Source organism: Marinomonas posidonica (assembly GCF_043643765.1).
Lineage (GTDB): Bacteria > Pseudomonadota > Gammaproteobacteria > Pseudomonadales > Marinomonadaceae > Marinomonas > Marinomonas posidonica_A.
The window spans coordinates 146,082-171,618 of sequence record NZ_JBHZSP010000007.1; the positions used below are offsets into that span (position 1 = coordinate 146,082).

The window sequence follows — 25,537 nt, forward strand, 5'->3', positions numbered from 1 at the left end:
CTTCCTGCGTTAGAAAAACAGCCAACTGAATAATCCAATGATGCCTGCAATCCCCCCAAAAATCATCAGTAATAGCAAGGTGTTTACTGTGTACTTTAAGTACTTATAAGCTTTTCGGTTGGTTTTTTTCAATTCCTTACTACGTTGCAGCATAGGCGTAACTGTTTTGAAGATTTTATTCGCTAGACCACTTCTGTCCTCTGCTGTATTGGGGACAAGAGAGGCTTTCATTAAAACCTTATAGCAAGAATTGATAACCCTACCAAAAATGTTTACCGGACGATCAAAGTCACACATTAGAATTAAACGGCTTTCTTCTGTGTTGTTTTTGACGAAGTGCAAATAGGTTTCATCAAACAACAAATCTTTGCCATCTTGCCAAGCGTATTCTTGGCCATCCACATTAATAAAGCAGCTTTTTGAATTAGGTGTTTGCAAGCCCAAATGATAACGCAAAGAACAAGCCACAGGATCGAGGTGGCGAGTTAACTCAGAGTCGGCTGGCATGTAAGCAAACATAGCACCATTGATGTTCTTTATTCGGCTAAGGATTTCAGTTGTTTTAGGGCACATGGTTTGCGCTGATGTGTGCGTGTAGCCATACCACTTCAAATAAAATTTACGCCAGCCATATTTATGGAAAGTGCGAAACCCTACGTCATAGTAAGCATCGGAACCAGGCTGGTTAATATTTTCCAGATCGCCTTGTTGCTGGAGAGCTAGCGCTTCATCTCGGATGACTTCCCAGTTATCACGCAGTTCGTCTAGTTCTTTAAACTGCAGTGTATCGATAATAGGTTGTTTCACTTGCTTGTTAGAAAACAAATATAACAAGCAATTCATGGGCGCAAAAATCGGCCAGCCCTTGCGTAAATATTCCGTCCAGCAAGTGTAGCGAATGTTGCCACGATAGGTGTAAATGTAATACATGGAAGATAAACTGAAGACCACTGCGAAGAATAGAATGACGGCAAACTGCATTTCTTTATCCTAAAGAATGAATAATTTCAGTTGTTATTATTTATCAAATTGAAAAGAATGTGAATAAATTGTTGTTGTTTGTGCATGTTTTTCTTCACATATAATAAATTAGAATGGCAATTAGTTCTTATTTTGTATGTTCTTGTGCACAGAAAATCTGTGGGGAAAGTCATTGTATGGAAAGTTAAGCAGCCAAGATGACTGCCTAACTTACGGTTCTGAGGACAAGGTGGGCGGGTTCAAATCGTCATGAATCAACTAAGCCGCATGGCTTTCATCAAAGCTGTCTTCTGAAAATGGATCGGCATCACCTTCTTCCTGATAAAGCTGTTCTTCATCTGTCTCTATGACCAAGTCTTCTAATGAGGTGCCTGGTGTTTTCGGTGTGTCGTTTAGCGTCAGTTTTGTTTGTGACGTCTGATCATATTTCTTCTTACTTACGATTTTCTTTTTGGGACCGAGAGCATTAATGACACTGTTTTTATGCTCAGCTAAGTACATAGACAATGACTCGCGCAGTTGGTCGTTTTCAATGAGCTGGCTATCACTGAGAATCTGCGTTAGGGCTTCAGCGGTATCCAGAAGCTTGTCGTAAGCGTCTGCTTCGGCTTTTGAAGTAAAGGTCATTTTTTCGATTCCATGGCGTTCTACGACGTATTTAATAATGACGGACATAAGTCACCTCACAAAAATTTATACTGTACAAATATACAGTATAAATTTTTATCTTGTCTATACTTTATTGTTGTCACAAGGAATGATTGTTAAAGTAGCGTCTTCCGTATAGAAGTGACTCTTTATGCCTTTCGATTTTTCTCAATTGGATTTATCCATTATCACAGACCATGTAGAGCTAGCGCTTACCCTGGCATTAATCTTGTTGGTGTATTTGATTCGACGTTATACCAAACGAGCAATTCGGCTCAATCAACACATTGATCATGATAAAAAGCGTCAACGAATCAATGCTGCGGACAACTCCTTTAATTTCCTGTTTGTTGTTGGCCTGATTCTGATTTGGTCGTCTGAACTTCAAAATATCGCCATTTCCATTGCGGCCTTTATGGTGGCTTTGGTGATTGCAACGAAAGAGTTTATTGCCTGTATTGTGGGGGCGTTTTATCGAGCCAGTACTCGCCCATACCAAGTAGGAGATTGGATTAAAGTGGCCAATTTCGAAGGCGAAGTGACGGACAGCGACTGGTTGTCTACAACCTTATTTGAAGTGGATTTAAAAGGCGGAAGTTATGCTTATACTGGAAGAACAACCGTCGTGCCAAATAGCGTCTTATTAGTTCATACCGTTCAAAATTTGAATTACATGCGCCGTTATGTCACGCACAGTTTCTCTATTTCTAGACAATCCGATGAAGTGAATTTGTTCGAAATCAAAGAGCACATATTGGCTAAGCTTAAAGAATACAGTGAGCATTTTCACGAAGTGGCCATTCGTTACAACAGCCTAATTGAAAAGCGCTTGGACATTAATATTTCGGGTCCTGAGCCTCGAGTGCGCATCACTACTACCCCAGAGGGTTATAATATCTTTACGGTTTCCTTGTTTTGTCCAACCGATGAAGCGGTAGAAATAGAACAAAAAGTAACGGAAGACTTTATGCGTTTTTGGTTTGATAAACGCCAAGAGTTTTTAATGCAGAAGGCGAACTAGGAAGCATTATGATATTGATAAAAAAGTCTCTTAACCTGAGTTTGTTGGCGCTACTTTGCTTAACCTTGACGGCTTGTAATAGCTTTCGGATTAGCGAAAGTAAAATCAACGACGATCTGACAAAGCAAATAGAAACCGCTCAAGACACTCGTTTTGAATTGGCGGCTGAAGGGCAAGCCGTGGCATTAAATCTGGCCATAAGGCAGGCCAATGTTGACTTTCTTGAGCGTGATGGTGGCGTAATTGCGATCGCTTTGATGTGTGACTTAACTGGTGAAGTGTCGGCGTTTGGGCAAAACTTCTCATTAACCACACAAGTGAATCCTGAGTTTGAAGCTGGCATTCGTCTTCAAGATCAAGACCTGTTTTTAGTGGCACCAAGATTAACTCAAGTAGCAATCAAGGGTTCTAGCTTTGACGAAAGAGTCATACGGACAGCATTAGGTTCTTTGCAGGACAGAGTAGAGCAAGTGTTGCGTCAATATTTTGATCAACATCCTATTTATACTTTGGATCACTCACCGTTCGAAAAATTGGCGGCTTCACTGGTGTCGAACATCGAAATAAAAGATGATTCCCTTGAATTATCTATGTTTTAGCTGAATGAAGCATTTTATAATGGCGCGATGTATTCCGCAGTAACCTATTGAAATGAGGACACCCCATGTCGATTGCAGACAACCAAGTGGTTCAGTTCCACTACACTCTTCGCAGTGGTGATGAGCTGATTGAAACTTCCGCTGGCAAAGACCCTGTTGCTTATCTGCACGGTCACGGCAACATTATTCCTGGTTTGGAAAAAGCCATGACAGGAAAAGCAGAAGGTGATGAATTCGAAGTCACTGTCACGCCAGCAGAGGGCTATGGTGAGCGCAAAGAAAATCACACTCAACAAATGCCAGTGAAACATTTGCAAGGTGCTAAGCGTTGGAAACCGGGGATGGTGGCAACCGTACAAACGGACAAAGGAGTGCGTCAGGTAACGATTGTAAAAATGGGGCTAAAACACGCTACCGTTGATATCAACCATCCTCTGTCAGGCAAAGATTTAACCTTCAATATTCAAGTGATTGATACTCGTGAAGCGACCAACGATGAAATCGCTCACGGTCATGCGCATGGGGTAGGTGGTCATCACCACTGATACATCCGAATTGAGAAGGCCTCTGTTTTCATAGCAGGGGCTTTTTTATGCCTACTGTTTGATGATCTCAATCAAAACTCGAGAGTTAATTACTAAAAAATAATAAGAATCGTTATCAATTTCTTGACAGGAATGGCTTCACCGAACATTATTGATAATAGTTATCATTTATAATGTTTGGAGGGTAGGGCTATGAGTCGTTACTTGGTGCCATTTTCTGTACTTGAACAAACCATTCAGGCAGGCCAATGTGCCGACTCGCCAGAGGTGTTGTATCACTATCTGAATTTAACGGAAGAATATGCGGAGCGTTTAAACATTACCGATGCGGCTGAGCTGCATCAGAGAGTGTTTAATGTGTTGTTGGATACCGTGTGCGATACCAATATTGCGCCACATTGGCGACAAACTTGTTTGGATAAAGTGTACTTGCCTCTTTCTCATCTCAAACGTCTGATCGTGACCTATCAGGATGCGAGAAATTATTTCAAAATGGAGCATAATCTTAGGGTGTTGAGCCATTACTTCATCTCTTCTTTTGAGTCGTAAACAAAGGAATCTAATACCGCATGAAAACACGCATTGAAAAAGACAGTATGGGCGAACTGGAAGTGCCAGAAAAAGCGCTTTATGGCGCCCAAACTCAGCGAGCAATCAACAACTTTCCAATCAGTAATGAAGCCATGCCAGAGGCTTTTATTCGCTCTTTGATTTTAATTAAAGCCGCGGCAGCGCAAGCGAATGAAGCGCTAGAGTGCATTACACCTAAACAAGCGCAAGCAATCCAAAACGCTTGTAATGAACTGTTAGATGCGGATGATTTGATGCAGCATTTTCCGGTTGATGTTTATCAAACTGGGTCTGGTACCAGTTCGAACATGAACGCCAATGAAGTGATTGCGACTTTGGCAAGCCAATATAATGGTGAAACCATCAACCCCAACGATCATGTTAACTTTGGTCAAAGCAGTAATGATGTTATCCCCAGTGCGATTCATGTGAGTGCAACATTGGAATTGGCAGGACATCTATTGCCAGCCTTGGAACATTTAAAAAACACCATTGTTGAAAAAGGCAAAAGTCTAGCGGGTTACACAAAAACAGGTCGTACACACCTGATGGATGCTATGCCTGTGCGCTTGGATCAAACCTTTAATGCTTGGGCAGCTCAGCTGCAAGACAATATTGACAACTTAACTTATATCAAGAGTAAGACCTGCCAATTAGCGCAAGGTGGTACGGCGGTGGGGACAGGCATTAATGCTCACCCGGAATTTGCCGAAGGCTTTGCGAAAGCCTTGTCTAAGTTAACAAAAGAAACCTTCTCTCCAGGTCAGGACTTCTTTGCATTGATAGGTTCGCAAGACACGGCTGTGGCTTTGTCAGGTCAGTTGAAAGCGGTGGCGGTAACCTATATGAAAATCGCCAATGATTTACGCTGGATGAATTCTGGTCCGCTGGCCGGTTTAGGAGAAATCACCTTACAAGCCTTACAACCAGGCTCTTCTATTATGCCGGGCAAAGTGAATCCAGTGATTCCTGAAGCCACTGCGATGGTGGCTGCACAGGTAATAGGCAACGATGCGGCCATTACCATTGGTGGGCAATCAGGCAATTTTGAACTGAATGTTATGTTGCCTGTGATTGCGAAGAATTTGTTGAGCAGCATTAAATTGCTGGCGAACAGTGGTCAATTGTTGGCGGATAATGCCATTGCTACGCTATCAGTAAATGAAGACAAGCTGAACGAAGCTTTACACCGTAATCCAATCTTAGTAACGGCGCTGAACCCCATTATTGGTTATGCGAAAGCGGCAGAAATTGCCAAAAAAGCTTACCAAGAAGGACGGCCTGTGATCGATGTTGCAGACGAAGAAACGGATTTAACACGAGAAGAGCTCACCACTTTACTCGATCCTGCGAAATTGACCCATGGTGGTCTGTAAGTTTATCAATAGTTCCGATAGGTTTTCCCTTGCCTGTCATTTCATTCACTATTGATGAAATCAAGCCAGCAAGTTTTGCTGGCTTTTTCTTTGCTCAGTCTAGTCTCAGCGAGTGTTACAGTGTTTTGGTCATGAAAGTGCTGTAAGGATCGAGCCGATAATCTGCAAATGGTCCACACTCTTCAAAGCCATGCTTCCTATACAAAGCTCTTGCTGGCGCAAAAAAGTCTTGTGGACCTGTTTCTAAACATATCTTGGTGAGACCTTGATGCTGGGCATAATTCAGTATGTGTTGCAATAAAATGGAGGCGACGCCTTTATTCCGAGCAGTATGGGAAGTGCGCATGGATTTGATCTCACCTTCCTCTGTATTGTGGGTTTTTAATGCACCACAGCCGAGTAGTTGATCTTGCTCCCAAACGGTCCAAACGCGAATGTCGTCTTGCTTTAACTCAGACAAGTCCAATGCGTGAACGCTTTCTGCAGGTGAGGTCTGATGCATGTCATCTAAATGTTCTTGTAATAACGCCTTGATTTCCGGTCCGTTTAAATCGTCTAATCGAATGTCCATACTAAATGAAGCTCTTAATGAAAAAAAACCTTGAGTAAAAAGGTATTGTTAGCAAAGCAAATTCTGTACCTTTTCTCCATCTTGGTAAAGAAACAATGACTGAAAAAAGGACGATATTTGTGTTAGTTGAATTACGGCTTGCGACAATGAAAGACTCAGACTTGTTGCTGGAATGGCGCAATGATGCGGCGACTCGAAAAGCGTCTTTGTCGCCTGAGAAAGTCACTAAAGCCAACCATCTCTCTTGGTTTCAGTCGTCGCTGCGCGATAAGGATCGTCGTCTATGGATGGCGCAAGTGGAAGAGAATATGATTGGTAGTTGCCGAGCAGATCGTCAACAAGAGGGTTGGTTGTTGTCTTGGACGATAGCGCCAGACATGCGAGGTAAAGGCTTGGCTTATCCTATGGTTCTGGCCATGCTGAATTCTCTGACAGGACCTTTTTTCGCGCAAATTAAAAGCGACAATCTAGCGTCTATAAAAGTCGCTGAAAAGGCGGGGTTTACCTGCCAAGAGCTAAAGGACGAGGTGTTGTATTTTGTTCGCGAAGTGGATTAATTAATCATCAAAGAGAATGCGTACTTTGGGTTCGTCAGCTTGAGTTTGTTTGGGCAAACGTAACGGTTCGACTAACGTTTCCAGACCGTTGATCTTGATCTCTAAGCAAAGCTGTAGCCAAGTTCCTAGGTTGCCATTTGGCCAACCTTCATGGGCAAACCATAATAAATAAGCTTCCGGCAGATCGATCAAGGTGCGTCCCTGATATTTGCCGAAGGGCATGGTTTGGCGGGCGACTTGGATTAGATCTTCTTGTGCAAACATAGCAAACTCTCAAGCAATTTTGCAGCCTATTTAATCATAGGCCTGCGCTGGTTTAAATGGCGCATTATCTTTAAAGCAGTGAATTAAATAATCGCAAATGGCTTTTAGTTTTGGAGAAGGGTGGTGGACTTTTGGGTACACCAACCAAACGCCACTGTAAGGGTATTGATATTGCGATAATAAGGGTACAAGTCGACCAGAATCGAATTCTTCTTGCACGTAATAATCAGGCAGCTGAGCAATCCCTAACCCTTTCTTTACGGCATCTAACAGGGCTAAACCAGAGTTGCTACGCCATTGGCTACTGATTTTAACTTCTTTTCGTTGGCCATTTTGTTGAAACAACCAGTGATTTTTAGAGCCAATCAAACACTTGTGTTTACTGAGCTCAGATAAGGTGTGCGGCATGCCATATTGATTAATGTATTCACGAGAAGCGCACAAGTATTCTTGGCGGTCACAAAGTCGTCTAGACAGTAGACTAGAGTCTTTCATCGCCCCCATACGGATGGCCAGATCGTAATTCTCTTCAATCAAATCCACTGCACGATTAGTAAGGTGTAGGTCCAGTTCAATTTTAGGGTGAGTGGTTAAAAAATCGTTCATCACTGGCGCTATGTATCGTTCACCAAAGGTCGTTGCACAGGTCATTTTAAAGGTCCCTATGGGCGCTTGGTTCAATGAAGAAATGACTTCTTCAGCGCTACTGAGGGCGGCGGGTAGATCACGACAATGTTGATAATACAGTTCCCCCGCTTCACTTAAGCGAATGCGTCGTGTGGTGCGGAACAAAAGAGTGCAACCAAGCTCCGCTTCCAGTTGGGTCACTAAACGACTGACGTGAGAAGCTGAGACGCTTAGTTTGGTGGCGGCTGCCGAAAAGCTGCCCTGTCGAACGACTTCCACAAAGGCTTCCATTGCTTCCCAATTTTTCATTATGCTGCCCTAAATTGATCCAAATAGAGTGTTATATTATAACTATTTGAAGGCCTTTTGAAATTATTGTTGCTGTATGACAATAATAATTTGCCAATAAGAGCATTATCGTCTCAATGATTTACGACTACACTCCTCTTACTTGATTTAGAAAGTGTCGAATTCAAACCAATTTTGGGAGTACGCAATGAAATGTAAAGCCGCTGTTGCTTGGGGACCAGGCCAACCGTTAAAAATCGAAGAAGTGGATGTTCAAGATCCGCAAAAAGGCGAAGTGCTCGTTCGCATGGTGGCAACGGGCGTTTGTCATACGGATGCGTTTACTTTGTCTGGTGAAGATCCTGAAGGTATTTTTCCTGCGATCTTAGGTCATGAAGGCGCGGGTGTTGTCGAAGCGGTAGGCGAAGGTGTAACGACGCTAAAAGTGGGTGATCACGTTATCCCACTGTACACTGCAGAATGTGGCGAATGTAAATTCTGTCAGTCTGGCAAAACCAACCTTTGCCAAGCGGTCCGTGAAACACAAGGTAAAGGCCTAATGCCAGATGGCACGAGCCGTTTCAGCATTAATGGCGAACCTATTTTCCATTACATGGGTACCTCAACTTTTTCTGAGTACAGTGTGGTTCCTGAAATTTCTTTGGCGAAAATCCACGTTGATGCGCCACTAGAAAAAGTTTGCCTATTGGGTTGTGGTATTACAACGGGTATCGGTGCCGTTCTCAACACAGCGAAAGTGGAAAAAGGCGATACCGTTGCGATCTTTGGTCTTGGTGGTATTGGTCTGTCTTGTATCCAAGGTGCTCGTATGGCAGGAGCCTCTCGCATTATTGCTATCGATATTAACGAATCTAAGTTTGAAATGGCGAAACAATTTGGTGCGACAGATTGTGTTAATCCGAAAAATTTCGACAAGTCTATTCAAGAAGTCATCGTGGAAATGACAGACGGTGGGGTGGATTACTCGTTTGAGTGTATCGGCAATGTACAAGTGATGCGTTCTGCACTTGAGTGCTGCCATAAAGGTTGGGGCGAATCTATTATCATTGGTGTGGCGGGGGCCGGACAAGAAATCTCTACTCGTCCGTTCCAATTGGTAACGGGTCGAGTCTGGAAAGGCTCTGCTTTTGGTGGTGTAAAAGGCCGCAGCCAATTACCTGGCTACGTAGAGGATTACATGAATGGCAAGATCGAAATTGATCCATTTGTGACACACACTATGCCACTTGAGCAGATCAATGAAGCGTTTGACTTAATGCACGAAGGTAAGAGCATTCGTACGGTTATTCTGTTCGATCAATAAGTGTGACGCTATTGCTGATTTTATTAATGCGCATTGCCTAAGCTTGGTAGTGCGCATTTAGAGGAGAGAACCATGGAACTTATATCCAGTACCAAAAGCTTCGGCGGTTGGCTAAAGCGTTACAAGCATGAGAGTTTGTCCGTTAAAGGCGAAATGACTTTTGCGATTTATCTGCCCCCTCAAGCAGAAAATCAATCAGTGCCCGTTTTGTATTGGTTATCAGGTTTAACCTGTACCGATGAAAACTTTACTCAAAAAGCCGGCGCATTTCGCAAAGCGGCGGAGTTGGGGTTAGCCATTGTTTGCCCTGATACCAGCCCCCGTGGCACGGATTACCCCGGTGAACACGACAGCTACGACTTTGGTTCGGCAGCAGGCTTTTACTTGAATGCGACGGTCGCACCGTATTCGAATACTTACCACATGTACGACTACGTGGTGCAAGAACTGCCGCATTTGGTTGAAGCGAACTTTCCGGTCACGGACAAACGTTCTATTTCCGGTCATTCCATGGGCGGTCACGGAGCTTTGATTTGCGCATTGAAAAATCCAGGACATTATCAATCGGTCTCCGCGTTTGCACCGATTGTCAATCCAACGGATTGTCCGTGGGGTGAAAAAGCCTTTACTGGGTATTTAGGGGAAGATAAAAGCACGTGGCAGGAATGGGATGCGAGTTTATTGATCGCGAACGCCAAAGAACGCTTGCCGTTGCTGGTGGATCAAGGCGAAGCCGACAACTTTCTTGTTGAACAGCTGAAACCTGAAGCTTTAGAAGCGGCATGTGACGCCGCTGGTCATCCGCTGACCCTTCGTCGTCAGCCAGGTTATGATCACAGCTACTTTTTCATCGCCAGCTTTATCGATGATCATCTAGAGCATCATGCTAAGGCGTTGAATTGACCACTTGGGTATTTCAAAAATGCTATGAGATCTAATTTTACACGTTAGCTTTAAATAAAGAACATGTGATTAAGTCGGTAACATGAGATAATTGTTCCGACTTGAGTTCATGTAGATACCAGTTTTCTTCCGATAAGAACCAACTTCCTTCGCCAGTATTGAATTCGCTTGTGGCTCCAATTAAACTTTTTTATCCCAAAAAATAAGTAATGATCAGCGCTAATGAAAGTGAGTTCGAATAGGGCGCAATTTTTGATACAACAGTATCGGAGAAAAAGAGCTATCCAAAGAATACCCTTCCACTACCCTATCGAAAGTAAAGTATTTTTTATGGATCATAAAGTGACTGTTTGGCTTTAGAGAAGTAAAATATTTAGCCTTAGCTAAAAATTAAAACAAACCTGCAATGATATTTATATTAGTTAGTATGTTTAATCTTCTTCAAATAATTTAAGAGTATTAGGTTCATTAGGTGTATCTCTGCTGTTGCCTTATTCTATAGTATAGTTATGCTTAAAACGTTTTTGAGAGTATTGATTTGAAAGGAAAACTTCGGTACGAATTAATTTATCAGGTTCTGGATGACGCGATTCAGTCTGGCTTACTTTCCCAAGGAGTGGTGCTTTTAGAAGGTCCGCTAGGTGAGTTATTTGGCACAAGTCGTGTGCCTGTACGTAAAGCACTTACATTATTAAGTGACAAGGGGAAAATTAGTCGTTTTGATGGACGTGGTTTCATTGTTGGAAATACTGAAACAAGCAATATTGAGCCGATTCGACGAGCGGTCAATAAAAATGATTTAGGGCTGGAGTCTGACCAAGAAGTTGATAATCGCAATTTAAGCGAAAAGATTTTTGAGGATTTGTTCGAACAAATCTCCACTTGTATGGTGTTTGGTCATTATAAAGTGGAAGAAGGGCATGCCGCTGAACACTATGGTGTCAGTAAAATGGTGATCCGCGAAGCTTTATTGCGTTTACGTGATCGAGGGGTAGTTGAAAAGGAACCTTATTCTTCTTGGTTGGCTGGGCCGCTTACCGCGCGACAAATCAAAGATGATTATGAAATAAGAGCATATTTAGAGCCTTCAGCTCTTATTGTGTCATCACCATTCGTGGATAAAATACTTATTTCAACGATGATTGCTAAACATGAGGAAATGCTTAATGGGCAAGATATGTCTATTGAGGATATCGCATTAGTGGAGGATTTTCTTCATGGGGTACTGCTTAAAAACATTGATAACGCTAAATTGCTAGATGTACTAAATCATTGTCGAAGCTCTGTTGTGTTGAATAAGGTGTTTTTTTCAAGCTTGAACTTGTCCATGGATGTGGCTGCGTTAAAAGAGCATAAATTAGTCTTAGAGTTGTTGTTGCAAGGCAATATAAAAGCGGCGGCAGACAGTTTAAAGGAGCATTTACTGAATGCACAAAAACGCTCTCTGCAACGATTAAAAGTTGTCTCTGTTTTACCTGATCCTGAGCTGCCTCGTTATTTGGTTAAAGTATAGGGCGCTATTATTGATGAGCCCTTGCGTAAAACGGTTTTGACCTCCCGCTGCGCAAGGGTTGTATATTATTCGTTTTTTGTAAGTTCTCGCCATTTCCGTACTAGATAATTATGTTCGTCCATGACGGAGTTCCAGACGGCGATATTTGACATGCGTTGTTCATAACTTCCGCCTGAGCGTTTGCTACCTTTGGGTATGAGAGGGTGATCATCTATACCGTTTAGGTCTTTAAGGGCTGGTTTTCCCTCATACCAAAATTGCCACTCTTCTTCGGATAAATAGTTTTTGACACTGTCAGTATTAGAGATGTAATAGCCTTGTCTTGCAATGACAGAACCTGGCCAACCAGAGAGCCACCAGTTTAGGTATTTATAGACGTCGTCTAATTTATGCCCTGTTGCGCATTTAGAAACTGAGAGTCCGCCACACCATGCCCGATAGCCTTCTTTTGGGCTGGCCATCTTGAAACCTGCGATGTTGCAATGGTTGCGGTAATAAATTGGTGCCCAAATGCTTTGAATATAAGAGCGTTTGGATTTAAGTAATGTAATCGATTGGTCGTGATCTTTCCAAAATTCAACGAATTGACCTGCGTCTCTTTTGTTTTTTAGGATATGAATAAGTAAATCAATTTCTGCTAAAGCCAAATTAGAGGGGTCTTTGAACTCGGCTAAACCTGATGCGTTAATAGCAATGGCAGCATCAATGGTTCCCATTGCCGCGTCATTTTGAAAAGCCGCCTTTCCTTTCATTTGAGGGGCGAGCAGCCATTGCCAACTTTCTTCTTGTTCCCGAAGTTCCGGGGGGAGTAAGGCTTCGTTATAGGCAAAGCTGTCCACGTTGTGGGCGAGTGGAAGCATACTAATTTGTTTGCTTGGAGTTGAGTCTAGTGAGCCGTCATGTTGAACGTATAATCTTCCCGAGGGTTCTGATCCTTGCGCTAAGGGTTGTGATGGCAAAACTCGTCCTGTTTTAGGGAGCGAGTTGACAAGGTCCCACTGGTCTATTTTGTCAATGTCTATAGGTTGTATAGACTGAGCGGGCCAAACAAAATCGACATTGTGGAACCACTGATCGTAAATGTCATAGCTTTCGGGTTGCATCACGGCGATTCGTTGGGCGTCTTGCACACTGCGTACTATAAATTCAATGTCAATGTTGAGGTCTTTTTGTGCCTGTTCCCGGATCTTGTTGATCAAGGTAACAGACGTTCCTAAAACTCGAAGCGTGGTTTTTCCTGTCGGCATGATATCTCTCTGCGTGATCTTAGTTTAGCGATATCTCGAATGCATTAAAGGAACGAGTAATATCTTCTGGATCAATATCTCGGGTAATAAAAACAAGTCCTAACTTAGCGGAACTTATAGATTCTTTATCGAGTATTTCAAGTGGCGCTAACACTTTTCTGACTGCATTGAGTAAAACATAGTTTCCCGTATCTGCATTAAGTAGTAGGCCTTTGACTCTAAGTATCTGATCATTATAGCGATAGAGCAACATAGAAAGCCAAATAGAGAAGCGTTGCCAGTTCACGCTCTTCACAAAAATGGCTTGTGTGTGAATTTCGCTGTGAGTCGTTTTTTTTAGGGCTGGTTTTTCTGTGCCTTTTGTTGAAAGAGGTAAAAACAGCATGGAGTTGAGTGGAGTATTTAGGGCGAGTCTTAGGGTGCTCTCCGAGGCTACTTTTATAAAATGATCTGCGAAAGGATTAATTGTTCGGCATTTTTCTTTTAGCAAAGAGCAATTTTCCTCTGAACTTTCATCTGCTTTGGTAAAAATCAGAGTGTCTGCACTGCTTACCTGATTACTCCATTCGGCGATGTCTTCGACGTTTTGTACGCTTTCCAGAGTATCAATGGTCGCGATGATTTTCCCCTTGCGTACCTTGCTGGCCAACTCATTATCATGAAAGAGAGTGGACAATATAGGGGAGGGATTGGCCAAGCCTGTGGTTTCTATGATGATTTGGCGAAGAGAGTGATTGATGTCGTTGGATAGCAAGTTCAATAGTGTCTGTTTAAGGTCTTCTCGTACTTGGCAACATAAGCAGCCATTTTCTAGAAGCACGGTTCCGCCATCTAAGTGTTGGGTTAAATGATGATCGATTCCAATATCGCCGACTTCGTTGATGATGAGTGCCGTTTGAGACGTGTCATCGTGTTGTAGATAGTCTCTTAGCAGTGTGGTTTTGCCACTGCCGAGAAAACCAGTGAGAATATGTACAGGAATTCTAACGTCGGATGTGGTCATTTCGCTAACTCCATGGATAGATGCTTATAAAGGTCTGGGTCGAGTGGGTCTAGCGCTTCGCCGATAAAAGACTCAATACTGCGCCACAGCTCATGTAAATTTGAAAAGAGCACTTGATTGCCTTTTAGGTCTTCGAGTAGATAATTCGTACCATGTATGTCACGGATTGTTAGTCGTTTAGGCGACAAAATAGTTTGTAAGTATTGAATTTGAATGAGTCGGTTACGTCGAAGACTATGAGTATCTGAATGGGGATCTTGGTTCCAAAGGTCTGGCTCTGCAAAAATGCCACATAACCCGCACATATAATATACTCCATAGAAGTCAGTTAGGCTGGGTGGTGTAAGGGCACCTCCCAGCGTTTACAGTTAGGGCATTACATCGCCCGAATTAGGTCCTAGAGTTTGGCCGACAAAAAGGTTTCCACCCGGTGAGCTGGCAAGGAGTAATGCCGTTGGCGCAATTTCTTCGGCTTTACCAAAGCGTCCTAATGGCAGTTCTTTCGCTTTCGCCACTTTCCATGCACTGCTGATGCCATCGACAAGAGGGGTTTCAATTGGACCTGGCGCAATAGCATTGACCAATACGCCATGAGAAGCGCATTCAATGGCAAGCGATTTGGTTAAGCCAATGACTCCCGCTTTTGCTGCGACATAATGACAAAGTTCGGCGCCGCCTTTGATGCCTAATTGAGACGAAATATTGATGATGCGCCCATGTTGCTGTTTTTTCATATGTGGAATTGCCGCTTGAGAAGCCAAAAAAACACTTCGTAGATCGATGTTGATCATGTCCTCCCACATTTTTAACGATATGTCCTCACAAGGAGCTTGAGTTAAAATACCAGCATTGTTGACCAAAATATCGATGCCTTCAAACTCCATGATGCAACGGTTTACACCGGCAATAGCACCAGTAGGTGAGCTTATGTCGCTGATCACCGTAATAACCTCGGCGCCTTCTTGCTTACATAATTCTGCTACCGCAATCAGTGTCGCTGGGTTTATGTCCGTCAGGACTAATTTAGCCCCAGCCTTCGCGAATTCAATCGCGATGGCTTTACCTATGCCGCTGCCTGCACCACTAACCACTGCACGTTGATTTTCTAATGTCATGATACTCTCCATTACTCAGGCCATTTAACCGTCAGCCCGCCATCTACGATCAGTGATTGGCCAGTGATGTAGGACGATTTTTCAGATGTTAAGAATTCGATAAGGTTGGCCACTTCATCGGGACGACCAACGCGGCCAAGCGGGATGGATTTTGCTGCTTTTGCGAGGCCATCTGGTCCTAAGGAGTTTTCTTTGTCTAATGATTGGGGGGTTTCAATTAGACCTGGGATGACTGCATTACAGCGAATGTTTCTATGGGCTAGCTCGACGGCAAGACTTCGGCAAATTCCTGGAACCCCCGCTTTGGCTGAGGCATAGTGAACATGGTCATGCCAGCCGTATACGCCACCCGCAATAGATGAAATAGCAACTAAGCTGGCACCATCGACCAGATGTGGGCTAGCATCTCTAAACAAGCGAAAAACACCCGTTAAATCGACATCTATCATTTCGTACCATTGCTCATCACTCATTTTTTCGATGGGAGCACTTCGCAATAGACCTGCGTTTGCGACGACAATGTTAATTTTTCCGTATTGCGTGACCGCGGTATTGACAAACTCTAGGACAGATTCTTTTGAGGACACGTCTAAGGGTAGCCATAGGGCATTCTCTGCAGCGTCACCAAGTGTTTTGGCAGCGGCTTCAGGAGAGTGCGGATCTTTCTCAAAATAGCCCGCGACTACTTTGATACCTTGCTCGCAATACAGTTTTGTCAGAGCTAGGCCAATGCCACTGGCAGCACCACTAATAAGCGCCACTTGTGTTGTATTGTTTGTCATATAAAAGTCCTTTAAAAGGCCACTCCGAAGAGTGGCATGGATGAAGGGGAGTTATTTCACGCTTGCTGGATCAACATGGCGTGCAAAAAGAATGAGAAGGCCTGATAAGAAGCAAGGTATAGAGCCGAATAGGAAGGCTGATGTTTGCCAATCACCACCGCTGCTCAAAACAGCAGTCGAACCAAGGCTGGCAAAAATAGCGCCGATTGGTCCCATAGCATTAACGATGGCACCCGCTGTCGCTCTGATTGACGTTGGAAAGCTTTCACTAATAAAGAAAAGCGCTGCCGCATATGGGCCTATTAAGAAAAACAAACCTAATCCGTATAAAGCGACAACCGCTAGCTGATTACTTGGTCCATAAAGCATACCGGTAAAGGCAATGCCGCCAAGTGCCCAGCCAATTGCGATGGTGTTTCGACGACCTATTTTGTCGCCCAGCCAGCCGTGGCTCATGTACCCAAGGTAACCTAATAAATTAGAAGCGACCAAGATGATCAAGGAGTTCTCAAATGATACACCGTGAACACGTGTTAAGACCGTCGTACCAAGGACACTAAAGACTTGAATGGCAAACCAATTCAGCAGCACGGCGCCACCAAGAACTAACGTAGCGCGCAAAGAGGTGCCTTTAAAAGCGGCAGCAATACCAGCGCTTTCATGTTCTGCATAGTCAACTTTGTGCTCTATAGCAAGGCTTTTTGCAGAAGTATCATCACCTGCTTCACGCAATTCACGGATGCGCTTATGCACTTGGAACTGAGGTGTTTCTTTTAATTTGAGTGCAAAAAAGATCAAGATAAAAGAAGGAATTGCCGCAAATATGAAATTACCTTGCCAACCGACTATCGGTAGTAAAATAGCGGTAATACCTGCTGCGATGAGGGCGCCGATAGGCCAACCACCTTGTACCAAGCTATAAATGAAGCCTTTTTTCTTCTGCAGTTCAGGGTCATCGACTGCCGCATACATTTCTGTGAGGTATGTTGCATTGACCGTTTGTTCTGCATAACCTAGGCCGGCCACCGATCGAATGACAGTTAGTGAGCCTTTCCCTAAACCAGCACCGAACGCGGTGAACAAAGAGCAAAGCCCAGCACCACCGACAGTGAATATCAGTCCAGGCTTCCGTCCCATTCGATCTACAATCGGACCAATTGCAAAGGCAACAATGGCGCCACCAACAGCAACCCAAGTGGCTATTTTAGCTTGTTCTATTTCTGACCATCCGTATTCATTTCCCATCTGAGGAAGGAGGGTGCCGAATAGAATGAAGTCATATACGGCGAGTACCCAAGCAATGAAGGCGATCCAAGTTGCGAACTTTACATCTTTACGGGTGAGCTTATTTGGAATCCACTGCGTTTTTTTGTGCTCTTGTATGGATTCTTCTTTTTGTGTTCCTAATGTGTCCATAGTGACTGCTCCGGTTTTATTATTTTCTAGGGTTGCGTTTTAGGAAGTCGTCAGCGATCTCGTCGAAAGTGACAAAGCGGACGCCCTCGTGACTCTTCATATGACTAATTAGGCGCTCAAGCATTAAGAGAACTTGGGGACGACCAGAAACATCTGGATGAATTGTCATGGTAAAAGCGGCATAGTCGTTTTCTCTGTAGACCCAATCAAATTGGTCTTGCCACATTTCTCCAAGATGTCGAGGGCTAACAAAGCCATGGCTGTTGGGCGATTTTTTCACGAACATCATTGGCGGGAGGTCATCCAAATACCAGTTTGCTGGGATTTCAACCAAGTCTGTTTCCTCGCCACGAACAAGCGGTTTCATCCATTCGTCAGGGTGTTTGCTGTAGTCAATTTTTGTCCACTTATCACCAACACGAACGTAATAGGGGTGAAAATCGTTATGCATTAAGCTGTGGTCATACTTGATGCCTTTTTTAAGGAGTAATTCATTTGTAACATTACTGAACTCCCACCATGGAGCGACATAGCCTGTTGGGCGTTTACCAGACAACTTGGTAATAAGCTCAATGGATTTGTCTAATACAATCTCTTCTTGTTCAGGTGTCATGGCGATTGGATTTTCATGACTGTAGCCATGTATACCAATTTCATGACCGGCTTGAACCACCGCTTTCATTTGCTCTGGAAATGTTTCTACGGAGTGGCCTGGAATAAACCAAGTAGTTCTTAGTTCTTGTTCTTTAAAGAGTTTGAGTAGTCGTGGTGCACCGACTTCCCCTGCAAATAAACCGCGGGAAATGTCATCTGGAGAATCTTCTCCTCCGTATGACCCGAGCCAGCCCGCAACTGCATCAACATCAACACCGATAGCGCATAAGATTTCTTTAGCCATTGTTATTTCCTCTTGCTTGGTTAAAAAGTGAAGTAATGAAGGGTTCTATCGTCATGGCATGACGAAGGAGCTCAGTATCATTACCAGAGCACTGCGAAAGCAGTAAACTTGTTGGTAAACCGTTGGGATTTAAGCCATTAGGTAGCGCAATGCCTGGGCAATCTAAGTAGCTTCCGATCATGGTTATGCGAAGTGCTTTAAGGTTATGTTCATTGAATGACTCTACTGACTGAGTAATATCCGATAGCAGCGGAGCTGTTGTCAGTGTTGTTGGCATCAGTAACGTGCTGCTTTTTAACTCTTTAGCCAGTTGTCTTTTTAAGGTTTCCCTTTGCTGATACAGGCGAGATACATCTTCGGCTTCAATACGGTTAGAATTTTTTAATCGTTGGGCAACCAAGGGATCGATGAGTGATAATCGCTGCTGTTTAATTAGATGTTGGTAGGTGACATAGGCTTCGATGCTTCCTAGCCAGCCGATACGATCCACCAATTCAAGCGTTTGGTTGAGTGTGGTTATCTTATGGTTTTCTACCTTGATGCCATGTTTTTTTAGTGCAGCAATGGAAGCAAAGAAAGCGTCTTTTGTTGCTTCATCCATTGCGAGTTGGTTACAGAACTGCTCGTCAAATACCAGCTTGTATTGCGTATTTTGTGGTATCGATGTCGTATTTTTGTTTAGCAGATTATCGATGTAACAAACGTCTTTGAGTGCAGCGCAAATAGGTCCGGTTGTGTCTAAAGATGGAGATAAGGGGGCAATGTCAGAATTGTCGTAACGTGAACTTGATGCTCGAAACCCCACCAGCCCACAGTAAGATGATGGAATACGAATAGAACCGGCCGTATCAGTGCCCAATGCAAAAGATACAATCCCTTCCATAACGGCAGCGGCAGATCCACAAGATGACCCACCAGTAATAAAGTTTCTGTTTTCTACTTTTTGTGTAGGAGTTCCAAAGTGTGGGTTTAGGCCTAATCCAGAATAAGCAAACTCACTCAAATTTGTTTTGCCAATTAATACAGCACCAAACTTAATCAAATCTGAAACCTGAGGAGCCGTTGAATTGGCAGGATCTGTATAAAGTTTTGAACCTCTAGTGGTGATATATCCCTCAATATCAAATAAGTCTTTTACGCCAAATGGAATGCCATCTAGCTCACTTATTGGGGCGTTATCTAGCCAGCGTTGAGTGGATTGCTGAGCTTGTAGCAATGCTTCTGCTTCGCATATCTGTATAAACACTTCTGGATGCTGTTTGGCTTTTTCCAAGGCAAATTTAGCAATATCCAAAGGCGTAAATTGCCTTTTACGGAATCCTGCTTGCAAATCGTCAATGTTCATTTTTATTTTGGATGATTTCATAATTAATAAATGTATATTTAATTAAAAGTACATTTTTAATGTAGGTCAATTTGATAAAGAATTGCAAGACAAAAAATAAAAAAAAATAAAACATTGAATTTAAAGAGTTTTTTTATTCGATTATTTTAAAAAATTGAATTTTTCGTGCATTGTTTTGGTGCTCTCTTTGTCTTTTCTGTTCCAAAAAAGGGCCTTCTTAATGATTTTATTTGGCTGATTCTTGCATGAGGGAGTGTTTTAAAATGTGTGATGTAGGTTTAATGTGGCGGTATGTATTAGCTTTTTATTACTTAATCACTTTGCTTTTGAGTGGCTTTTTGATTTTTTAGTTTAGTCTTAATATTGGGTGAATAAAGTATTGAAGCTAGCTAGGTAAGTTACTAGGTTGTGTTTTTAAAAACTCATTTGTTACCATGCTAGTTCACTTATGTTTTGGTTAAAGGCGGCGATTCAACATGAATAGCATGCAATATTCTGTTTTGATTACGGGCTGTTCCAGCGGTATTGGATTGGAAGCCGCGCGTATGCTGCAACAGAAAAATTTTTTGGTGGTGGCCAGTTGTCGTCAGCAAAAAGATGTCAATTCTTTAAAAGCACAAGGCATTAAGCATGTGGTGAAGCTGGATTTAGCGGATCCAAATTCGATTGAGAAAGGCTTGGCCGATGCTTTGGAAATCACTGGCGGACATTTGTTTGCTCTCTTTAATAATGGGGCTTACGGACAGCCTGGCGCGGTGGAAGATTTGCCAGTCGCAGCACTGCGGGCGCAATTTGAAGCGAATGTGTTTGGTACGCATGATTTGACCACTCGAGTGATCAAGCTGATGCTGGCCCAGGGTTATGGCCGTATCGTGCAAAACAGTTCGGTACTGGGCATGGTTGCGGCGCCATTTCGTGGTGCTTATAACGCGAGTAAGTTTGCTTTAGAAGGATTTACGGATACCTTGCGAATGGAGCTTTATGACACCCCATTGAAAGTCTGTTTGATTGAGCCAGGCCCAATAGAAAGTCGTTTTCGTGCGAATGCTTTGCAAGCGTTAAAAGACAATATTGATATCGCCGCCAGTCGTCACCAACAGGGTTATCAAGAAGCCGTTGCTCGTTTGAGCAAAGAAGGCGCGACCTCATCACAAACTCTGTCGGCCAGCGCGGTAGTAAATAAGCTGATTCATGCGTTGGAATCGCCTCATCCGAAAGCGCGCTATTATGTGACAACACCGACTTATGCTGCGGCTTTGATGAAGCGCGTTTTGCCAACTGTCTTGTTGGATTGGGTGATGCGTCGCCAAGGCAGCTAATCTGTCTTGATGAAGCTTACTTTGTGATGATAAGTTGTACCAACCAATCATCCATCGCCTGTAAGTATGCTTTTCTAGCCGTTTCATGAGACAAGTACAAATCATGGAAGCCTTTATCAATCACTGCTTCAGTGAGGTTGGTAAAGCTGTTTTCAGCGGCTTGTTTCATGCTGTCTACGTCCAGGACGCCATCGCCTTGTTGCGTTTCGGCCACGCTGTCTTTGCCAATGGTGCTGATTTTAGAATGACAAAACAGAGTCGGAAGACTGATACTTTGTTGCGCTAAGTTGCGTTGTGCCAGAATAATTTCTTTTAGCCAGTGAAAGGATAAATTAAATCCTTCAGCGGGTTTCCAGTCGAGTCGATAATCCCATTCTCCACCAAAACGGCGATGTAAAGTTTTGGCATAAGTGGTGATTTTTTTAGCGCGCAAATAAGAGAACGGCAATGCTGATACCAAGATACGGATCGGCCAACTGATGCGATTTAGCACCGCTGGTGGAAATGGCAGGGCCAGAAAAGGACTGTTGAGCATTAAGCCGATTACGTCAGGGAATGGCATTTGGTAATGACTCTCTCGCTCTGGTAAAGCATAGGGGTGGGCTAGATAGGTGGAGACCACCAGGCCGCCTGTTGAGTGAGCCAAAATCACGACTTGCTCAACGCCATCTTGTTTCATAGTCGCTAAAGCGATGTCCAAATCTTGACTGTATTGCTCTACCGAATCACACCAGTTAGGCGGAGTAGAAGGACGAATTGAGCGGCCATAGCCTTGTAAGTCTACTGCATAAAAACGGTACCCTTGGTCAACGAAGTGTTGCGCTAAGCCCGCTTGAAAAAAATAGTCAGTATAGCCGTGCACATATAAAATGGCTTTGCTAGCCTGTTGATTTCCCAAGTGATGGATCAAGGTGGTGTGCACTTGTGTTTGTGGGCCAGCGAAAGCGAACGTTCGGTAATAGAAGTCCGCGCCCAGTTGGTCTTCACCTTGATTCAGTAAACGCCAGGCTTGTCCTAATGGTGCGCTCATGGGGGCTTCTCTTATTTGTTGATGAGTATGCGTTACAAAGTATTAGTTGAACAGGTTTTTGCCTAACTGATCGATGGTCAGTTTGGCTTTACGAATAGTGATTTCAATGCATTCATCACGGTTTGCCATTAGGTCTGAACGGATGAAGTTATGCCTTTTTTGCTCTTCGCCTTCCCCTATGGTGATGGTGGCCGCCACGCGGTATTGGCCGCCATCTTTCATTGGCGCGGGAATAATTTGGTAGCCATTATATTCGATGGCGTCTTCGGTTTTTTCTGCCGCCGCTTCACCGCCTGAAAATAGCCCTTTTAGACCAGATAAAATACCCATTGGTTTCTTCTCCTAATTGTTATGGTGGTTATTCTTCGGGGATTTGTCTCATTAGTCAAATACCGATTGTCGGTTGTGTCTCAATCTTAGGTGAAATTCCGTTATACTCTTGGTTAAGGAAGGTGCGAATAAGTCTTCTGAACATCAGTCTTATCAGAGAAATGGCCTATCAAGGCAAGAGTGAGCAGGAATGTTAATACCTTTCAATCACTCTTAACACAGAGAGGCCGTTTCTCTGAAAGACCCGAAGGGCGTTAGCTAAGCTCTCTTTATTCTTTGTTAAGCTTCTTGCCAATATGTTCATATTGGACGGCGAAACTTGCCTCGAATACAAGAGAGTTATCCACACGCTGACCCCTACATGGATGTAGGGGATTAGAGCAATGCAGGAGCACGTTGCCGTAGTCAGTGGACTTGTTCGTACCTTCCTTAATTCAAACAAGGTGATGAAATTGAAAGAGACACAAGACAACAATCCTCTTCATGGGGTGACACTAGAGAAAATAGTAACCGATCTTCAGGCACACTTCGGATGGGAAGAATTGGCTTTTTTGGTGAACATTAACTGCTTTAAAAAAGACCCTTCGGTTAAGTCGAGTTTAAAGTTTTTGCGTCGTACGCCTTGGGCCCGTGATAAGGTCGAAGCGCTTTATATCAACACGTTCTACTAGCGGATTAATTGATTTCATCCGCTAGGTCGCTGTGGTGTACCAGATTACGGCCTTTATGTTTGGCTGAGTAGAGATTTTTGTCGGCCGCTTTAAGGAATTTTCTAAACGAGTGGCCTTGTTGTAATTTGGCGATGCCTATACTGACGGTAATGTTAATTTGATGTTTGCTGGCTCGAAACACGCTGTGTTCAACGCGAACACGAATATTCTCAGCAAAATCATAGGCTTGAGTGGCCGAGGCGTCTTTCAGAATGATGAGGAATTCTTCCCCGCCAATACGATACACATTGTCTTTATCGGCATAAAATTGCAGTAGTTCAGATAATTCGATGAGCACTTGATCGCCTACTTCATGACCATATTTATCATTCACAGTTTTGAAAAAATCAATGTCAACAACGAGCAGTCGTGTGGCCCATTCCGTATCAATGTAAAGGTTTTGGGTTTTGCGATTAAAGTGATCGAAGAAGAGTTTTAAAGCGTGGCGATTTTTAGCACCAGTCAGTGGATCCTCAAACGCCATTTTGGCTAATAACTGGTTGTTGTTTGTCTGTTGCAATTCATAGAGATAGCAAACCCCATAGATCATGAAATACGCCAGCACAAAATTGAGAATGGAGCGATATTGGATAAAACTGTCTGTGTCTGATCGATAATAAATAATGAAGATGGTTGGGAACGACGCCAAAATCGTGTAGCAAAGCCCCGCTTTTGCCCCGCCGAGTAAACAGAAAATAGCCGGCAATAAAATAAGCCAATAAATGGAGCCTGCTCTTAAGTCAGCAAAAGCAAAGGCTAGGATAGCGCTACAACAAAGCGTGATGATAAAAATATGTCGATGCCATGTTTTACTTTTGTTGTGGTAAGACACCCAGAAGAAATAAAAGTTAAGTGCAGCAAGAACAATTTGAATGGTGCCTAGGTTTTTTTGCTCTAACATGAAATTATTCAGCAGACAGAAAAACAGAAGAATGATGCCTGTACTTAAGCTCAGCCATTTGTGAAGCGTATTGCGAGTCGCATTAAATATGGAGTTGGTAACAGGGCTCATTTATCTACATCTCAAAGAAAAATAAGGACGATCGAGTTAGAGCGTCATATTCTCTCTCAAAAGACTAGATGAGTTTTACTTATTTAAGTAACAAATTGTTATCTATTGGTGTGAAGTGAGTCGCAGTTTGGATTAAAGACTGAGCGGTAAGTGCTTCAACACCATACACTTCCACTCTAGTATGATGTTTTTCCGTCAGAGTCTTTGCCAATAAGTCAAAATCGCCATCGCCAGAGGCCAGTACTAACACATCTGAGTGGGTACCGTATTCAAGGGCATCAATCGTAATGCCAACGTCCCAATCGCCTTTCGCGGAACCATCTGAGCGTTGAATAAAAGGTTTTAGCTTCACTTCAAAACCTATGGCACGCAAAATATTTTGAAATTGACGTTGTTTTTCATCCCCTCGATCAATGGCATACGCGATGGCTTTGACCACATTTCTATCGGCCGTTATTTCTCGCCAAAATGCATTGTAATCAAAGGAGCGGCCAAAGCTGTGGCGAGTGGTGTAATAAATATTTTGAACGTCGACTAAGATGGTCACGTTTTGCATTGCAAGCTCCTGTATGGCTCGATTGGTAAGTTAAGCCGCTGTCAGTTAGCTGGCAAGGTGACCTTTAATTTGGCCTGTTGTGCCAACATCTTTTGCTCTGCGATCAAAGCCAATTGCTTTAAATTCATCGCAGTATTAGGTGAAAACGTTAGCGATAGCGTTGCTGGTTCTAATAAATATTGATCAAGTGTACGTGCTAGTTCCAGAGCGTTAGAGCTGCCTTGTGGAGCAAGTTTTAGTTGATCCATTATCTGGTTAAGTTTGAGGATCCGCCACTCATTTGAACGCTGCGGCCAATCACCAGAAAGATGTTGAAGCAATCCCATATCTTGGTAGGTGATGCTAAGCTGTTCAATACTAAGCTGTTCCCCATAGAGATATAAAATGGCTTCGGGCTGGCCTAATGCCACGGACGCTAACCAGTCAGTACGAAGATCCACTAATGAGAGGTCCTGTTTTGACAGTTGTGTGTGGCTGATGACATTTAGCTTACCCGCGTCTTTGATGTCTAAATTAAGATGAGATTCTAGAGTGTCACCCTCCAAAGTTGACTGAAAAGAACCCTTGCCTAAGACGTGTTTGAGTCCCGCTTGTCGGAATAAGGCCGCCGTCTCTCGTGAGAGCTGATTAACCGGTGTCTCTTTTATCCAAAAATCCACGTCTAAATTGGGTTGCTTGAATAAGTAAGAGTTGAACGAAATACGAGCGAAATTAAGCCAAGGTGCAGAGTTGGGGCCAAAGCGAACATTTTCTAATGAAGGTGTGAGCGTAAATGGGTCAAGGTGCACAGAGTCATATTTGATAAGGGTTTGCAGCCCTGCGTTGGTAATGCGTTGTTGGATTTTTTCTTCGGCATATTCTGCGCCAAATTTTTGAGTTAAATACAGGGCAAAAATGACGGCGCAGGCCGCGAGAATCAAAAAAGAGACAGCCTTTGCTATCTTGGACATGAAATTATTCAAACGTATTTTCCATCGTGGTGCGTAG

29 protein-coding genes are annotated in these 25,537 nt (G+C 43.3%); 11 read left to right on the forward strand and 18 right to left on the reverse strand.

Going from position 1 to position 25,537, the window contains the following annotated elements; all coding sequences use genetic code 11:
• Nucleotides 1-9: 9 nt before the first annotated feature.
• Both ACHUFM_RS09780 and ACHUFM_RS09785 read right to left on the reverse strand, forming a co-directional pair.
• A complete protein-coding gene (locus ACHUFM_RS09780) occupies nucleotides 10-981 on the reverse strand; it encodes an aspartyl/asparaginyl beta-hydroxylase domain-containing protein (RefSeq protein ID WP_394181854.1) in 972 nt (323 codons plus the stop codon).
• 258 nt (nucleotides 982-1,239) lie between these two features.
• Entirely contained in the window at nucleotides 1,240-1,656 is a 417-nt protein-coding gene (locus tag ACHUFM_RS09785) for a YebG family protein (RefSeq protein ID WP_394181856.1), read from the reverse strand.
• 124 nt (nucleotides 1,657-1,780) lie between these two features.
• On the opposite strand from ACHUFM_RS09785, the gene ACHUFM_RS09790 reads away from it, so the two are divergent.
• From ACHUFM_RS09790 to ACHUFM_RS09810, 5 genes are all read left to right on the forward strand, one after another.
• On the forward strand, nucleotides 1,781-2,650 hold the full coding sequence (locus tag ACHUFM_RS09790) for a mechanosensitive ion channel family protein (RefSeq protein ID WP_394181858.1): 870 nt from the start codon (nucleotides 1,781-1,783) through the stop codon (nucleotides 2,648-2,650).
• 8 nt (nucleotides 2,651-2,658) lie between these two features.
• Entirely contained in the window at nucleotides 2,659-3,249 is a 591-nt protein-coding gene (locus tag ACHUFM_RS09795) for a DUF1439 domain-containing protein (protein WP_394181860.1), read from the forward strand.
• 65 nt (nucleotides 3,250-3,314) lie between these two features.
• Nucleotides 3,315-3,794, forward strand: a complete 480-nt coding sequence (locus tag ACHUFM_RS09800) for an FKBP-type peptidyl-prolyl cis-trans isomerase (RefSeq protein ID WP_394181862.1) — start codon at nucleotides 3,315-3,317, stop codon at nucleotides 3,792-3,794.
• A gap of 192 nt (nucleotides 3,795-3,986) precedes the next feature.
• Complete coding sequence (locus ACHUFM_RS09805; protein WP_063332531.1) at nucleotides 3,987-4,343, forward strand: hypothetical protein; 357 nt, start codon at nucleotides 3,987-3,989, stop codon at nucleotides 4,341-4,343.
• A 20-nt stretch (nucleotides 4,344-4,363) separates the two neighbouring features.
• Complete coding sequence (locus ACHUFM_RS09810; protein WP_394181865.1) at nucleotides 4,364-5,740, forward strand: class II fumarate hydratase; 1,377 nt, start codon at nucleotides 4,364-4,366, stop codon at nucleotides 5,738-5,740.
• Between the two features lie 115 nt (nucleotides 5,741-5,855).
• Here the strand turns inward: ACHUFM_RS09810 and ACHUFM_RS09815 are convergent, their stop codons facing one another.
• Nucleotides 5,856-6,311 carry a GNAT family N-acetyltransferase gene (locus tag ACHUFM_RS09815; protein ID WP_394181867.1) on the reverse strand — a complete coding sequence of 152 codons (456 nt, stop codon included), beginning with the start codon at nucleotides 6,309-6,311 and terminating at the stop codon, nucleotides 5,856-5,858.
• 119 nt (nucleotides 6,312-6,430) lie between these two features.
• On the opposite strand from ACHUFM_RS09815, the gene ACHUFM_RS09820 reads away from it, so the two are divergent.
• The gene (locus ACHUFM_RS09820; protein ID WP_394181869.1) at nucleotides 6,431-6,868 is read left to right on the forward strand and encodes a GNAT family N-acetyltransferase; all 438 of its coding nucleotides are present in this window, start codon (nucleotides 6,431-6,433) and stop codon (nucleotides 6,866-6,868) included.
• Here ACHUFM_RS09820 and ACHUFM_RS09825 read toward each other — a convergent pair whose 3' ends face one another.
• Together ACHUFM_RS09825 and ACHUFM_RS09830 are read right to left on the reverse strand one after the other, a co-directional pair.
• Nucleotides 6,869-7,132 (reverse strand): DUF3820 family protein, encoded by a 264-nt coding sequence (locus ACHUFM_RS09825; protein WP_394181871.1) that lies wholly within the window; start codon nucleotides 7,130-7,132, stop codon nucleotides 6,869-6,871.
• Between the two features lie 30 nt (nucleotides 7,133-7,162).
• Complete coding sequence (locus tag ACHUFM_RS09830; protein ID WP_394181873.1) at nucleotides 7,163-8,068, reverse strand: LysR family transcriptional regulator; 906 nt, start codon at nucleotides 8,066-8,068, stop codon at nucleotides 7,163-7,165.
• 187 nt (nucleotides 8,069-8,255) lie between these two features.
• Here ACHUFM_RS09830 and ACHUFM_RS09835 point away from each other — a divergent pair, with 187 nt between their 5' ends.
• The 3 genes from ACHUFM_RS09835 to ACHUFM_RS09845 all read left to right on the forward strand — a co-directional run bounded on the left by ACHUFM_RS09835 (nucleotide 8,256) and on the right by ACHUFM_RS09845 (nucleotide 11,787).
• Nucleotides 8,256-9,371 carry an S-(hydroxymethyl)glutathione dehydrogenase/class III alcohol dehydrogenase gene (locus tag ACHUFM_RS09835; protein ID WP_394181875.1) on the forward strand — a complete coding sequence of 372 codons (1,116 nt, stop codon included), beginning with the start codon at nucleotides 8,256-8,258 and terminating at the stop codon, nucleotides 9,369-9,371.
• A gap of 72 nt (nucleotides 9,372-9,443) precedes the next feature.
• A complete protein-coding gene (gene fghA / locus ACHUFM_RS09840; protein WP_394181877.1) occupies nucleotides 9,444-10,274 on the forward strand; it encodes an S-formylglutathione hydrolase in 831 nt (276 codons plus the stop codon).
• A gap of 538 nt (nucleotides 10,275-10,812) precedes the next feature.
• A complete protein-coding gene (locus ACHUFM_RS09845; RefSeq protein ID WP_394181879.1) occupies nucleotides 10,813-11,787 on the forward strand; it encodes a GntR family transcriptional regulator in 975 nt (324 codons plus the stop codon).
• 65 nt (nucleotides 11,788-11,852) lie between these two features.
• On the opposite strand, the gene ACHUFM_RS09850 is transcribed toward ACHUFM_RS09845, so the two are convergent.
• The 8 genes from ACHUFM_RS09850 to ACHUFM_RS09885 form a co-directional block, all read right to left on the reverse strand.
• On the reverse strand, nucleotides 11,853-13,034 hold the full coding sequence (locus ACHUFM_RS09850; protein ID WP_394181881.1) for an ABC transporter substrate-binding protein: 1,182 nt from the start codon (nucleotides 13,032-13,034) through the stop codon (nucleotides 11,853-11,855).
• Between the two features lie 19 nt (nucleotides 13,035-13,053).
• A complete protein-coding gene (locus ACHUFM_RS09855) occupies nucleotides 13,054-14,037 on the reverse strand; it encodes a CobW family GTP-binding protein (RefSeq protein ID WP_394181883.1) in 984 nt (327 codons plus the stop codon).
• Nucleotides 14,034-14,342 carry a hypothetical protein gene (locus ACHUFM_RS09860; protein WP_394181885.1) on the reverse strand — a complete coding sequence of 103 codons (309 nt, stop codon included), beginning with the start codon at nucleotides 14,340-14,342 and terminating at the stop codon, nucleotides 14,034-14,036. Before ACHUFM_RS09860 ends, ACHUFM_RS09855 begins: the two co-directional genes overlap by 4 nt.
• Nucleotides 14,343-14,405: 63 nt before the next feature.
• A complete protein-coding gene (locus ACHUFM_RS09865) occupies nucleotides 14,406-15,152 on the reverse strand; it encodes an SDR family NAD(P)-dependent oxidoreductase (protein ID WP_394181886.1) in 747 nt (248 codons plus the stop codon).
• Nucleotides 15,153-15,163: 11 nt separating this feature from the next.
• Nucleotides 15,164-15,934: an SDR family NAD(P)-dependent oxidoreductase gene (locus ACHUFM_RS09870; protein ID WP_394181888.1), complete on the reverse strand. Its 771-nt coding sequence runs from the start codon at nucleotides 15,932-15,934 to the stop codon at nucleotides 15,164-15,166.
• Between the two features lie 51 nt (nucleotides 15,935-15,985).
• Nucleotides 15,986-17,350, reverse strand: a complete 1,365-nt coding sequence (locus ACHUFM_RS09875) for an MFS transporter (RefSeq protein WP_394181890.1) — start codon at nucleotides 17,348-17,350, stop codon at nucleotides 15,986-15,988.
• Between the two features lie 19 nt (nucleotides 17,351-17,369).
• A complete protein-coding gene (locus tag ACHUFM_RS09880) occupies nucleotides 17,370-18,248 on the reverse strand; it encodes a polysaccharide deacetylase family protein (protein ID WP_394181892.1) in 879 nt (292 codons plus the stop codon).
• Nucleotides 18,241-19,593 (reverse strand): amidase family protein, encoded by a 1,353-nt coding sequence (locus tag ACHUFM_RS09885; protein WP_394181894.1) that lies wholly within the window; start codon nucleotides 19,591-19,593, stop codon nucleotides 18,241-18,243. Before ACHUFM_RS09885 ends, ACHUFM_RS09880 begins: the two co-directional genes overlap by 8 nt.
• 485 nt (nucleotides 19,594-20,078) lie before the next feature.
• Here ACHUFM_RS09885 and ACHUFM_RS09890 point away from each other — a divergent pair, with 485 nt between their 5' ends.
• Nucleotides 20,079-20,912 (forward strand): SDR family NAD(P)-dependent oxidoreductase, encoded by an 834-nt coding sequence (locus ACHUFM_RS09890; protein ID WP_394182018.1) that lies wholly within the window; start codon nucleotides 20,079-20,081, stop codon nucleotides 20,910-20,912.
• A gap of 16 nt (nucleotides 20,913-20,928) precedes the next feature.
• Here the strand turns inward: ACHUFM_RS09890 and ACHUFM_RS09895 are convergent, their stop codons facing one another.
• Both ACHUFM_RS09895 and ACHUFM_RS09900 read right to left on the reverse strand, forming a co-directional pair.
• A complete protein-coding gene (locus tag ACHUFM_RS09895) occupies nucleotides 20,929-21,942 on the reverse strand; it encodes an alpha/beta hydrolase (protein ID WP_394181896.1) in 1,014 nt (337 codons plus the stop codon).
• Nucleotides 21,943-21,984: 42 nt separating this feature from the next.
• Nucleotides 21,985-22,272, reverse strand: coding sequence for an HlyU family transcriptional regulator (locus ACHUFM_RS09900; protein WP_394181898.1), 288 nt, complete (start codon nucleotides 22,270-22,272; stop codon nucleotides 21,985-21,987).
• Nucleotides 22,273-22,718: 446 nt separating this feature from the next.
• Between ACHUFM_RS09900 and ACHUFM_RS09905 the strand changes: the two genes are divergently transcribed.
• The gene (locus ACHUFM_RS09905) at nucleotides 22,719-22,943 is read left to right on the forward strand and encodes a VF530 family protein (protein ID WP_394182020.1); all 225 of its coding nucleotides are present in this window, start codon (nucleotides 22,719-22,721) and stop codon (nucleotides 22,941-22,943) included.
• A 4-nt stretch (nucleotides 22,944-22,947) separates the two neighbouring features.
• Here ACHUFM_RS09905 and ACHUFM_RS09910 read toward each other — a convergent pair whose 3' ends face one another.
• The 3 genes from ACHUFM_RS09910 to ACHUFM_RS09920 all read right to left on the reverse strand — a co-directional run bounded on the left by ACHUFM_RS09910 (nucleotide 22,948) and on the right by ACHUFM_RS09920 (nucleotide 25,500).
• The gene (locus ACHUFM_RS09910) at nucleotides 22,948-23,994 is read right to left on the reverse strand and encodes a GGDEF domain-containing protein (protein ID WP_394181900.1); all 1,047 of its coding nucleotides are present in this window, start codon (nucleotides 23,992-23,994) and stop codon (nucleotides 22,948-22,950) included.
• A gap of 79 nt (nucleotides 23,995-24,073) precedes the next feature.
• Nucleotides 24,074-24,550, reverse strand: a complete 477-nt coding sequence (locus ACHUFM_RS09915; protein ID WP_394181902.1) for a LabA-like NYN domain-containing protein — start codon at nucleotides 24,548-24,550, stop codon at nucleotides 24,074-24,076.
• A 41-nt stretch (nucleotides 24,551-24,591) separates the two neighbouring features.
• The gene (locus ACHUFM_RS09920; protein ID WP_394181904.1) at nucleotides 24,592-25,500 is read right to left on the reverse strand and encodes a hypothetical protein; all 909 of its coding nucleotides are present in this window, start codon (nucleotides 25,498-25,500) and stop codon (nucleotides 24,592-24,594) included.
• Between the last annotated feature and the right edge of the window lie 37 nt (nucleotides 25,501-25,537).